The 11,682-nt window shown below is 68.8% G+C and carries 9 protein-coding genes; 8 read left to right on the forward strand and 1 reads right to left on the reverse strand.

The window, feature by feature from the left end; translation table 11 throughout:
* Window positions 1-49: 49 nt before the first annotated feature.
* From HUA75_RS19585 to HUA75_RS19615, 7 genes are all read left to right on the forward strand, one after another.
* On the forward strand, window positions 50-1,333 hold the full coding sequence (locus HUA75_RS19585; protein ID WP_141648281.1) for an adenylate/guanylate cyclase domain-containing protein: 1,284 nt from the start codon (window positions 50-52) through the stop codon (window positions 1,331-1,333).
* A 180-nt stretch (window positions 1,334-1,513) separates the two neighbouring features.
* Window positions 1,514-2,032, forward strand: a complete 519-nt coding sequence (locus tag HUA75_RS19590) for an NADH-quinone oxidoreductase subunit C (RefSeq protein WP_141648287.1) — start codon at window positions 1,514-1,516, stop codon at window positions 2,030-2,032.
* Window positions 2,033-2,046: 14 nt separating this feature from the next.
* Window positions 2,047-3,306 carry an NADH dehydrogenase (quinone) subunit D gene (gene nuoD, locus HUA75_RS19595; protein WP_141648282.1) on the forward strand — a complete coding sequence of 420 codons (1,260 nt, stop codon included), beginning with the start codon at window positions 2,047-2,049 and terminating at the stop codon, window positions 3,304-3,306.
* Complete coding sequence (locus HUA75_RS19600; RefSeq protein ID WP_174487259.1) at window positions 3,303-5,189, forward strand: 2Fe-2S iron-sulfur cluster-binding protein; 1,887 nt, start codon at window positions 3,303-3,305, stop codon at window positions 5,187-5,189. The genes nuoD and HUA75_RS19600 overlap by 4 nt, the downstream gene beginning before the upstream one ends.
* A gap of 2 nt (window positions 5,190-5,191) precedes the next feature.
* Entirely contained in the window at window positions 5,192-6,631 is a 1,440-nt protein-coding gene (locus HUA75_RS19605) for a complex I subunit 1 family protein (RefSeq protein ID WP_174487260.1), read from the forward strand.
* 31 nt (window positions 6,632-6,662) lie between these two features.
* Window positions 6,663-7,439 carry an NADH-quinone oxidoreductase subunit I gene (locus HUA75_RS19610; RefSeq protein WP_141648285.1) on the forward strand — a complete coding sequence of 259 codons (777 nt, stop codon included), beginning with the start codon at window positions 6,663-6,665 and terminating at the stop codon, window positions 7,437-7,439.
* Window positions 7,440-7,688: 249 nt separating this feature from the next.
* A complete protein-coding gene (locus HUA75_RS19615) occupies window positions 7,689-8,057 on the forward strand; it encodes a ferredoxin (protein WP_141648286.1) in 369 nt (122 codons plus the stop codon).
* Between the two features lie 57 nt (window positions 8,058-8,114).
* Here HUA75_RS19615 and HUA75_RS19620 read toward each other — a convergent pair whose 3' ends face one another.
* Window positions 8,115-10,652 carry an adenylate/guanylate cyclase domain-containing protein gene (locus HUA75_RS19620; RefSeq protein ID WP_174487486.1) on the reverse strand — a complete coding sequence of 846 codons (2,538 nt, stop codon included), beginning with the start codon at window positions 10,650-10,652 and terminating at the stop codon, window positions 8,115-8,117.
* A 160-nt stretch (window positions 10,653-10,812) separates the two neighbouring features.
* Between HUA75_RS19620 and HUA75_RS19625 the strand changes: the two genes are divergently transcribed.
* Window positions 10,813-11,682: a hypothetical protein gene (locus HUA75_RS19625; protein ID WP_174487261.1), complete on the forward strand. Its 870-nt coding sequence runs from the start codon at window positions 10,813-10,815 to the stop codon at window positions 11,680-11,682.

Genomic DNA, 11,682 nt, shown 5'->3' on the forward strand with positions numbered 1-11,682 from the left:
AGACGGTGCAAGATGTACGTGCTGCGGAAGTCGACCCGTGGAGCCTGGGATGGGGGGTGAGGGCCTGAGGTCCAACGCGCCAGAAGGCATCCAGGACTCGGTGAACCGGGCCCTCGACGACGAGCGGCGACGCAACGCGCGCCAGCTCTCGAGGATTCGCTTCGTCGCCGTCACCGTCATGCTCGTGATGTCGGCCTGTCTGGGCCTGGGCGTGGGCAAGGCGGACTGGGTCGAGTACCTCCGCCCCCTCTCCGTCTACTGGCTCTGCACCGCGGCGGTGTGGGTGGCCGTGGCCCGCTCGCCCCGCGCCGTGCGCTGGGCCGGCCTGTCCGTGGCCTTCATCGACGTGCCGGCGGTGTACTGGCTCCAGAGCCACGCGATTCCAGTGTCGCCCTCCCCCGGGGGCGTCGCCGGCTTCACGCTCGGCATCTTCGCGGTGCTGGTCATCCTCGCGGCGCTGTCGCTGCGCAACACCGTGACGCTCGTCGTCACCGCCTTCGCCGCCGTCGCGGAGATGGCGCTCCAGCACCAGGCCGGCATCGGCATCGGCGCCCAGTTGGCCTCGGTGGTCATGCTCTCCGTGGCCGCCGCCGGCGCCCGCCACCTGCTCAACCGCATCCGCGCGCTCTCCGCCGCCGTCTCAGAAGAGGAGCTCAAGCGCGCCCGCCTCGGCCGCTACTTCGCCCCCGCCGTCGCGGAACGACTCCAGCGCCTCGCCTCCCCGGAGCCGGAGCTGCGCGAGGTGACCGTCCTCTTCGCCGACATCCGCGACTTCACCTCGATGAGCGAGCGGCTCCCCCCGGGCGAGGTCGTCAAGCTCCTCAACGCCTACTATGGCCGGATGGTGGAGGTGGTATTCCGCCATGGAGGAACGCTCGACAAGTTCATCGGGGACGCACTCATGGTGTACTTCGGGGCCCCGTTGGCGGACGCCGAGCACGCCGAGCGCGCGGTGCGCTGCGCCCTGGCGATGGTGCGGGAGCTGGAGGACTTCAACGCGGACCGGGCGCTCCAGGGGGCTCCGGCCCTGCGGATGGGGGTGGGGGTCCACACCGGCCCCGTCGTCCTGGGCAACATCGGCTCCACCGCCCGGCGCCTGGACTACACCGCCATTGGCGACACTGTGAACCTGGCCAGCCGGATTGAGGGGCTGACCAAGCGGGTGGGCGTCCCGGTGCTCGTCTCGGAGGCCACCCGGGACCAGGCGGGCCCCCTCTTCCACTGGGAGGCCATCACCCAGGCGCTCGTGCCCGGCAAGAGTCGGCCGGTGGCCACCTTCGTCCCCCTGGCGACGGCCCCCGCCCTCGTCGGCTCCCCGGGCTCGGCGGCCTGAATTCCTCCCCTTCCACCGATCCACACGCCCGCTCGGACGCCGCGTGCGCAACGCGGGCTTCTGGGCTTCCTAAGTGGCCTACATGGTTGAGGGTTTACGTTGACGCCCCCCTTCTGGGCTCCTTATAAAGCCGCGGATTCTTCTCCCTCAGTCATTGGGTCCCCCTTGAGCACTTTCGCGTTGGACAGGGTCTCCGCCCACTTTCCCGAGGCGGTGGTGGAGCGTTATGTGGACCGGGCCGGTGGCGCCTGGGCCGTGATCCATCCCGACTCGCTCCCGAAGGTCGCCGCGTTCCTCAAGGACGACGCGGAGCTGGAGTTCAAGCTCTTCGGCTCCATCGACGGCGTGGACCGGCTGCACCTGGCGGAGAACGACCCTCGGTTCGAGGTCGTCTACTTCCTCTACTCGTTGAAGCGCCATGAGCACGTGCGGCTCAAGGTGCGCGTGAGCGAGCACCAGCCGGTCATCCCCTCGTTGGTGCCGGTGTACCGGGGCGCCAACTGGTGGGAGCGTCTGACCTTCGACTTCTACGGCATCCGCTTCGAGGGCCACCCGGACCTGCGCCGCATCCTCTTGTACGACGAGTTCCAGGGCCACCCGCTGCGCAAGGACTACGCGCTGCGAGACCGGCAGCCGCTCATCCCTGAGCGCCCCATCAAGGACATCTTCCGCGGTCCCGGCACCAGCGGGCACTCCTGAGGACGACAGACACCATGGCCGACAGCCACACGTTTGATGCGAAGGGCCACAATCCGGACACCGACGGCTCGCTGCCGCCGGAGGGCTCGGAGCTGGAGGCCCACCTCCAAAGCAAGCACATGGTCATCAACATGGGCCCGTCCCACCCGGCCACGCACGGCACCGTGCGGCTGAAGGTGGAGCTGGACGGCGAGACCATCGTCAAGATCGACCCCGAGATTGGCTTCCTGCACCGCGGCTTCCAGAAGAGCTGCGAGAACGTCACCTGGACGCAGTGCCTGCCGTACACGGACCGGCTCAACTACCTGTCCGCGATGATGAACAACTTCGGTTTCCTCAACGCCGTGGAGAAGCTCATCGGCCTGGAGATTCCGGAGCGCGCCCAGTACATCCGCGTCATCGGCAGCGAGCTGCACCGGCTGACGGACCACCTGACGTGCGTGGGCGCCACCGGCCTGGAGATGGGCGGCTTCGCGCCGTTCCTCTACGGCATGGAGGCCCGCGAGCTCATCCAGGACCGCGTCACGGAGCTGACCGGCGCGCGCCTCACCACCAGCTTCGGCCGCGTGGGTGGCATCAACCGCGACCTGCCCGAGGGCTGGGCGGACAAGGTCCACAAGACGCTCACCCGCACGGAGGAGCTGCTGGTGGAGATGGACGGGTTGCTCACGCGCAACCGCATCTTCGTGGACCGCACCAAGAACACCGGCGTCATCAGCGCCGAGGACGCCATCGACTACGGCTGGACGGGCCCGGCGCTGCGCGCGTGCGGCATCGACCACGACCTGCGCAAGGCGCACCCGTACTGGGTCTACGAGCGCTTCAACTTCAGCGTCGCGGTGGGCGAGCACGGCGACAACTACGACCGCTACCTCGTCCGCATGGAGGAGATGCGTCAGTCCATCAGCATCATCCGCCAGGCGTTGGAGACCATCCCCGCGGGCCCCATCATCGTGGATGACTGGCGCATCGCCCTGCCGCCCAAGCCGGAGGTCTACGGCACCATCGAAGGCGTGATGGCGCACTTCAAGCTCGTCATGGAGGGCATCCAGGTGCCGCCCGGCGAGTGCTACGACGCGACCGAGGCCTCGAACGGCGAGCTGGGCTGGTACCTGGTGAGCGACGGGCGCGGTCGTCCGTACAAGGTCCATGTGCGCGCCCCGGGCTTCCCGGTGCTCGCGGCGGTGCCCCATATCATCGAGGGGAAGATGCTGGCGGACCTCATCCCCACGTTTGACACCATCAACATGATTGGCGGCGAGGTCGAGCAGTGAGCAACGACGACACGAAGAAGCCGACTGGTGATGCGCAGCCGCCCCCCAAGGGCGCGCCCACGGACACCCCTGCGGCGAAGATCGGTCCCGAGCCCTCCAACCCTCCGGCCGGCGCGAAGCTGGACACGCCCCCCGCGGCGGCCAGCAGCGTCACGGCGCCGCCCAAGGCCGCCGCCCCTCCGGGCCCGCCGCCCAAGCCCGCGCCGAAGAACCCGGGCTTCGTCACCTGCACCATCGACGGCAAGGAAGTCGTCGTGAAGCCGGGGACGAACATGATCGAGGCGGCCAAGTCGGTCGGCTCGGAGATTCCGTACTACTGCTACCACCCGCGCCTCTCCATCGCGGCCAACTGCCGCATCTGCCTCATCGAGGCGTCCAACGCGCCCAAGATGGTGCCCGCGTGCCAGACGCCGCTCGCCGAAGGTGTGGTCGTGAAGACGACGACGCCCAAGGTGAAGGAGCAGCAGCGCTCGGTGATGGAGTTCCTGCTGCTCAACCACCCGGTCGACTGCTCCATCTGCGACCAGGCCGGTGAGTGCAAGCTGCAGGACTACTACATGAAGTACGACTACCGCCCCTCGCGCCTGGAGGGCGGCAAGGCCCTGAAGAACAAGCGCAAGGTGCTGGGGCCGCGCGTCGTGTTGGACCAGGAGCGCTGCATCATGTGCACCCGTTGCGTGCGCGTGATGAACGAAGTGGCCAAGGAGCCGCAGCTGGGCGTGTTCGGCCGCGGCAGCCACGAGCGCATCGACGTGTTCCCGGGCAACGAGCTGGACAGCGACTACTCGCTGAACACCGTGGACGTCTGCCCGGTGGGCGCGCTGCTCAGCCGCGACTTCCGCTTCAAGGCGCGCGCGTGGTTCCTCTCCGCCACCCCGTCCATCTGCACGGGCTGCGCGAAGGGCTGCAACACGTACGCGGACTGGATGTCGCAGGACACCTACCGCATCCGTCCTCGTGAGAACGAGGAGATCAACAAGAGCTGGATGTGTGACCAGGGCCGGCTCATGTACAAGTCCTTCAACCTGGGCCGCGTGCTCCAGGCGAGGATTGGTCGCGCCACGGTCCAGGCCGCCTCCGAGGTCGTTCCGGTGGTGACGCGCAAGGAGGCCGCTCAGGCCGCCGCCAGGGCGCTCAAGCCGCTGGTGGGCAGTGGCAAGCTCGCGGTGCTCGCCTCGCCGGTGTCCTCCAACGAGGAGCTGCTGGCGGGCCTCACCTTCGCGAAGGCCACGCTGGGCATCTCCACCGTCTACGTGGGCGGCCGTCCGGCGGGCAAGGCGGACCACTTCCTCAAGACGGCGGACAAGAACCCCAACCGCAAGGGCCTGGAGTGGATCGCCAAGGGCCTGGGCCTGAAGGTGGAGACCTTCGAGGCGCTCACCACGGCCCTGGACAAGGGTCAGGTCAAGGCGCTCTACGCCATCGGCACCGAGGTGCCGGGTGACGTGGAGGCCTTCGCCAAGGCCGCCTCCAAGCTGGACGTCTTCGTGGTGCAGGAGAAGAACGAGTCGCCGGTGACGGCGCAGGCGACGGTGCTCCTGCCCGCCTCGATTCACGTCGAGGACGAGGGCTCCTTCACGCAGATGGACGGCATCACCCAGCGCTTCCGCAAGGCGTACCCGCCCAAGGGCGACGTGATTCCGGGCTGGAAGTGGGTCGCGGAGCTGACGCGCGAAGTGGGCGGCGAGGCGCCGGCCTGGACCTCCGCGCGCGACGTGTGGCGCGAGCTGTCCGGCAAGGTGGCCGAGTTCGCCGAGTTCAACTGGGACAAGGCCTCTCCGCCGGACCGGGAGAAGCCGGGTATCAATCCGCTGCCCACCGGCGCCGATGGGCGTCCTCCGGGCTACCGTGAGTTCGGTTCTCCCCGGGTGAGGGGTATCTAGCGATGAAGCGCGTACTGACTGTCCTCTTCGCGACGGGCTTCATCGTCGCGACGCTCGCGGGTGTCTCGGCGGCGGCCTATGTGGTGGCCGGCCTGGCCGAGAAGCACCTCTTCCCGGGTGCGAGCCGGCTGTCGAACATCATCTTCCTGATGCTCGTCTTCGTGATGATCATCGCCACGCTCCTCACGCTCGCCGAGCGCAAGTGGAGCGCGCTGATGCAGGACCGCGTGGGCCCCAACCGCGCGCGCATCGACCTGCCCGGCCTGCGCAACCGCTCCCTCGCCGGCATCCCGCACATCCTCACGGACGTGCTGAAGATGCTGACGAAGGAGGACTTCATCCCCGGCACCGCGAACCGGTTCCTGTTCAAGCTGGGCCCCATCCTCGCCTTCGCGCCGGTGTTCGCGCTGTTCGCCGTGGTGCCCGCGGGCCCCTCGGTGACGGTGTTCGGTCACCGCGTGGACATGGTGGTCGCCACGCCGGACTTCGGTGTGCTGTACCTGCTCGCGATTGCGTCCCTGGCCGTCTACGGCACGGCGCTCGCGGGCTGGTCCTCCAACAACAAGTTCGCGCTGCTGGGCGGCGTGCGCGCGTCCTCGCAGATGATTTCGTACGAGGTGGCGCTGGGCCTGTCGCTGATCGGCCTGTTCATGGCGTTCTCCTCGCTGCAGCTGCCCGCGATCGTCGGTGAGCTGGGCCTCGCCGGGGCGCAGGCCTCGGGCCAGGCGCAGTACCTGTGGAGTTCAACCTTCACGCTCTTCGGGCAGGAGTTGGACTTCGGCCTGCCGGCGTGGGGCTTCCTGCTCCAGCCCATCGGCTTCATCGGCTTCTTCGCCGCGTCCTTCGCGGAGACCAAGCGCGCGCCCTTCGACGTGCCGGAAGGCGAGTCGGAGATCATCGGCTACTTCGTGGAGTACTCCGGCATGAAGTTCGGCATGTTCATGATCTCCGAGTTCGTGGAGGTCGTGGTGCTGGCCGGCGTGACGACGGCGCTGTTCTTCGGCGGTCACCACCTGCCCTTCTTCAACGAGTGGCTGGCGAACAAGCCGCTGATGCAGGAGCACGGCTGGCTGTACGGCACCATCCTCGGCACCGTGTTCTGGGTGAAGGTGGTCTTCCTCATCTGGGTGCAGCTGGTGATTCGTTGGACCTTCCCCCGCTTCCGCTACGACCAGATCCAGACGCTGGGCTGGAAGATCCTCCTGCCGCTGGCCCTGGTGAACGTGTTCGTCTCGGGTGCGCTGGTGCTGTGGGATCCGTCGCTGCGGGCACTGGCGGTGGTGGGCATGCTGGAGATCGGCGTGCTGGTGGTGCTGACGATGACGAAGAAGGCAGAAGCGGCGGAGGGCGGTGCGCACGGCGCGCATGGAGCCCATGGCCATGACCACGGGCACGACGCGCATGGGCTGCCGTCCCACGCGAGCGCGACGTCTTCGCACTAGGCCCTAGGGCACCGGGAATCGAGACACCATCATGGCCATCAAGGTTACCAAGGTCACCCAGGACCCCCGCACGGACATCCGGGAGCGAATGTACATCCCGGGGCTGCTGCACGGTCTGGCCATCACGACCAAGCACTTCTTCCGCAACCTCTTCGGCACGCGTGACACGAACACGCAGGTACAGGACCGCACGGGCACCAGCCTGATGACGACGGTCGAGTACCCCGAGGAGAAGCCCATCTACCCGGAGGGCTACCGTGGTCTGCACCGGCTGGTTCCGCGCGAGGACGGCAAGCCGCGCTGCGTGGCCTGCTATATGTGCGCGACCATCTGCCCGGCGCAGTGCATCTACATTGAGGCGGGTGAGTACGAGGAGACGGACGCGGACGGCGAGTCGCGCGTCATCGAGAAGTACCCCACCCAGTTCGTCATCGACGAGCTGCGCTGCATCGTGTGTGGCCTGTGCGTGGATGCGTGCCCCAAGGACGCCATCCGCATGGACACGTACATGCACACGCCGTCCGAGTACACGCGGCAGAACTTCGTCTACGACATCCCGAAGCTCTTGAAGGGGCCGGCCGTCTCGCACCCCTCGGATCCGTGGAACAAGCGCGAAGGCTCCGAGGAGCCGCACCACACGCACAAGGAGGCCCACACGCGCATTGGCGAGGGCCTGGTGCAGCTCAAGACGCCGCAGCTGGGCGCGGGGCACGACCACCAGGGTGGGCACGGCAAGGCCGTCGTGACGCACGGACAGACCGTCGTCACACAGCAGGGCCCCATCCAGGTGACGAAGTTCCTCAAGTAGATCCACCCGCGCGCTCCGCGCGTACGGATGTGTAGCTGCCCCGGCCCGCCTCCCCGCTCCTCGAGCGGTAGGCGGGCCGGTTTCATTACGGGGTGCGGGTGATGACGTTGCAGCTCTTCAATGGCCCTGGCGTCTGGCGTCCGGGCTTTCGGCCCCGGGACGGTGTGGAGTGCGGCCTGGCACACGAAGGTGGGGGCTGGCTGCTTTCGCTCGGGGCGTGGACTCCGTAGGGTGGGTGGTGTCTTGGCGATGAAGCGCTACCGCTTGTCCGTGTGCAAAGGGTCGACCTGCAAGGCCGGCGGCGCGGATGGTGTGTATGCCGCCGCCCGGGACTCGCTGTCCGAGCAGGGCCTGGTGCCACGCTGCGAGCTGTACCGGGGCGGCTGCTACGGCTTCTGCCACATGGGGCCGAACGTCGTCGTCCGCGAGGACACGGGCCGCAAGAGGGACCCGCTGTCGCCCGAGGACTACCAGCTCATGGGTTGGGACGGCGAGGTGTACTACTCGGAGATGACGCCCGAGAAGATGCGCCGCGTGGTCAACGAGCACATTGCGAAGGACGCTCCCGTGAGCGAGCTGTTCGGCCAGCCGGACACGCCGGACCCCGACGACGGCTGACGCGGAACACCTCGCGCCCCAGCGCGGCACGCGAGCACCGTCCGGCGGCGAAGCCCCTCACGCCGCGACAGCGAGGTGCTCACCCTCTTCCACGCCGTGCACCCCATCCCACTCCGCGGGCGGCGGCGTGACGATGAAGCGGGCGCAGCGGGCGGCATACACGGCGGAGACGGTGTCCTTGAACTCGGTGGCGGAGCGCTCGAAGAGGGCGTGCGCCTCCGCGAAGCGTCGCTGGTGGTACGCGGTGAGGGCCTTCTCGTGCAGGGCGAGCTGCTCCTGCTGCGGGCTGGTGATTTCACCCTTCCGCCCCACCAGCTCGTGCACGCGCAGCGGCTCCGCGCGCCCCTTGAGTCGCACCCGGTCCACCACGCGGAAGACGTAGTTGTCGCCCGCGAGCGACACGGTGCCGTCCCCCACCAGCACGTAGGTGCCGTACACCTTGTTCAGCGACTCCAACCGGGCGGCCATGCCCACGGCGTCGCCGAGCACGGTGTAGTTCGACTTCAGCTCGCTGCCCATGTCGCCGACGACGACTTCGCCCGTGTCCACTCCGGCGCGGAAGCTCAGACGGCGGCCGTACTTCTTCTCCCAGGCGTCCTGCTTCTCCGACAGCACCGCGCGCATCTTCAGCGCGGCCTCACAGGCCAGATGCGCGTGGCGCTCGGTGCGCACCGGCGCGCCCCAGAAAGCCATCACCGAGTCGCCGATGTACTTGTCCACCTGCCCCGCGGTGGAACGCACCACCGCCGCCATCTCCAGGAGGTACTCGTTGAAGAGGCCCACGAGTTGCTCGGGCGTCATGCCCTCCGACAAGCGGGTGAAGCCCTCGATGTCGCAGATGTACACCGACATCCGTCGGCGCTCGGGGCGCATCAGGCTCAAGTCCCGAGTCACCAGCCGGGCGACCTCCGGGCTGACGTAGCGGCCCAGCGCCGTCTGCACGAAGTCGCGAATCTGCTGCTCGTTGCGGAAGGCGTAGACGGTCGTGACGGCGAAGGCCCCCACCATGGCCAGCAGCGGGCCCGCCATCGCCACCCAGAGCCGCTGTTCGATGAACACGTAGAAGGCCGCCGCCGTGTAGCCCGCACCCGCGAGGGCCAGGCCACTCAGGTACAGCATCGCGCCCCGCAGCGAACGCAGGAGGAAGCTGAGCGACAGCGCGAGGAAGGCCCCCAGGAAGGCGAGGCCCACCGTCAGCCCCAGGTCGTAATCCGCTGGTGCGCGCGAGATGCCCTCGGAGCGCAGGATGTTGGCCAGCGCCTGCCCCAGAATCGCGCCCCCCGGCGTCTCCAGACCAATGGGCGTGGGCCGCAAGTGGCCTGACTCGCCCGCGGTGCGCGTGAGGACGACGGTGCGGCCCTCCAAATCGTTGTCGAAGCGCGCCGGGCGCTCGTCCGCCACGTCGAAGACATTGAGCAGCACGTTCCACGCACGGATGGAGCGCGCCAGGGAGCCGCGAGAGCCGCGCCCCGCCGTCGGTGCGTCCCAACGCATCAGGCTGAAGCCCGACGTGTCCATCGGCACCGAGTAAGCGTCTCCCACGTGCAGACGCCCGTCCGCGTAGCGAAGCGAGCGCGTATTGGCCAGCCGCATCGCCGCCGCGAGCGGCAACGAGGGCAGCACATGACGCCCATCCCTCGCCGTGTACGCCACCAGATGAGGGATTCCTCGCACCACACCGTCGGGGTCCGTCGTCAGGGTGGCGGCCCCATAGCCCGCACCACCGCCCATGAGCGGCGCCACCGGGTGCTGGAGCTGACGGACCTCCACCAGCTTCGCGGGGTCCAACCCCACCACCTGCACCTCCGCCAGCGAGACGAAGAGCTCCGTCGGGCCGATGCGGAACGTGTCGTCCGCCGCACGGCGCTCCGCGACAGCGGCCCCCGGCGAGCCCAGCCGAGTCCCGAGTTCGCGCGCATCCGCCTCGTCCGAGGCACCACCCCAGACCTCCACCTGACTTCCAGCGGGGATGACGAACGCGGGCCGCTGCACGGCGAGGACCGCCTGCGCCTTCGCGCGCGCCTCGGAGGTGCCGGGGAACGTCCCGACTTTTACCCGGTAGGGCCAGAGGCGGCTGGCGGGAGGCAGCACCCGCGAGCCCTGCGACTCCCACGAGAAGGACAGCAGCGCCTTGCCCGAGTCACGCTCCAGGAACTCGCGGAACGAGGCGTCGTCGCTGGAGATGGCGCCGGGTGACAGCTTCGGGTTGACGCAGGCATTCGGGCTCAGCTCGGGGAACGGCAGGTCCAGCAGCACCAGCAGCGCCCCCTCCTCCACCAGTCGGTGCGCCATGGCGCCCACGAGCTGCCGGGGCCAGGGTTGGGTGGCGACGCCGGGCCTGTCGTCCTGCCGGGCCTCGGCGAGCGTCTCATCGTCGATGGCGACGACCACGGCCTCGTCCGGGCGCTCCGAGCGCGCGCCCAGCTCCAGCACGCGCCAGTCGTAGGTGCGCCGCTCCAGGCCTTCCAGCCAGCCCTGCGCCATCTCCACGACGCCCGAGGGCATCCACGAGGGCGAGTCTCCTCGCGGCGCCGCCGGCTGGGGTGCCCGCAGATAGACGAGGATCCCCAGCACACAGCCGAAGAAGGCGGCCATGGCCAGGGAGAAGCCGAGCCGCTTGAAGAAGCGCCGGCTCGCGGAGTGAACGCGGTGTCCTTGCACGAGTGCCCGGAGGATACCCCGAGATGCCGAGTGCGCGGGGCTTGTCGCACGTGCCTGCTATGCTCGGCCGACTCGTCGCAACCCAGGTACTCCGATGAAACGCTTCCTCTTGTCCGCTGCCGTCGCTGCCCTCTCCCTTGCCCCCCTGGCGTGCGACCTGGAGAAGACGGGGGCCCAGCTCACCGCCGACCACGTCATGGTGGGCACCCTCCTGGCCACGCCCGAGGTGGAAATCAGCGCCCTGGCGCTCGCGGGCTTCGACGCCGGGACGGTCATCCCGGATGGGGGCGACGTCATCTCGCTGCCCGCTCAGACGGCGGCGGTCGTCTTCTTCGGCACCAAGTCCGGGGAGAACTCGCAGCCCTCGGGGGTGTCCGGCGCCACGGCCACGCTGCAGCCGGTGGGAGGCCAGGCCACTGCGCTGACGGAGGACGGCTCGGGCAGCTACAGCCGCACCAACGTGGCCGGGAGCGACCCGGAGCTGGCCTACCAGTCCGGCGCCACGTACCAGTTCATCGCCTCGCGCAACGGCACGCGCTACGTGGGTCAGGTCGACGACGCGCCGATTCAGGAGGCCATCGCCAAATTCCACCCCCTCGAGGGCTTCCTGCGGCACGCCTCGGGCACCGCGCTGACGTTCGACCGCGCGGCGGCGGCGGGGAACAAGGAGCGCACGCTGGGCTTCGTCACCGTGGTGCCCGTGAGTTCGGACGGAGAGAAGGGCCAGCCGACCTACTCCAACGTGCCCACCACGCCCGTGGAGTTCCTCCAACTCGTCGCCGTGCCGGGCACGTACCGTGAGGCGCAGGTGACGATTCCGGGCACGGCCTTCCCGAAGGCCAATCAGACGTACCTGGTCATCTTCCAGGCCGTGCGCCTGGGCGGCGCGGAGTCCAACAACCTGTTCATCGGCAGCGCGCTGCTCGCGGGCACCGCCGACGTAGGCATCATCCGGACGAACTGA

Origin of the sequence: Myxococcus sp. CA040A (assembly GCF_013336725.1) — a bacterium.
Lineage (GTDB): Bacteria > Myxococcota > Myxococcia > Myxococcales > Myxococcaceae > Myxococcus > Myxococcus llanfairpwllgwyngyllgogerychwyrndrobwllllantysiliogogogochensis.

Coding starts and splice junctions, on each gene's coding strand:
- HUA75_RS19585 (WP_141648281.1), top strand. CDS start 50: ATGGGGGGTGAGGGCCTGAGGTCCAACGCGCCAGAAGGCATCCAGGAC.
- nuoD (WP_141648282.1), top strand. CDS start 2,047: ATGGCCGACAGCCACACGTTTGATGCGAAGGGCCACAATCCGGACACC.
- HUA75_RS19605 (WP_174487260.1), top strand. CDS start 5,192: ATGAAGCGCGTACTGACTGTCCTCTTCGCGACGGGCTTCATCGTCGCG.
- HUA75_RS19610 (WP_141648285.1), top strand. CDS start 6,663: ATGGCCATCAAGGTTACCAAGGTCACCCAGGACCCCCGCACGGACATC.
- HUA75_RS19615 (WP_141648286.1), top strand. CDS start 7,689: ATGAAGCGCTACCGCTTGTCCGTGTGCAAAGGGTCGACCTGCAAGGCC.
- HUA75_RS19620 (WP_174487486.1), bottom strand. CDS start 10,652: ATGGCCGCCTTCTTCGGCTGTGTGCTGGGGATCCTCGTCTATCTGCGG.
- HUA75_RS19625 (WP_174487261.1), top strand. CDS start 10,813: ATGAAACGCTTCCTCTTGTCCGCTGCCGTCGCTGCCCTCTCCCTTGCC.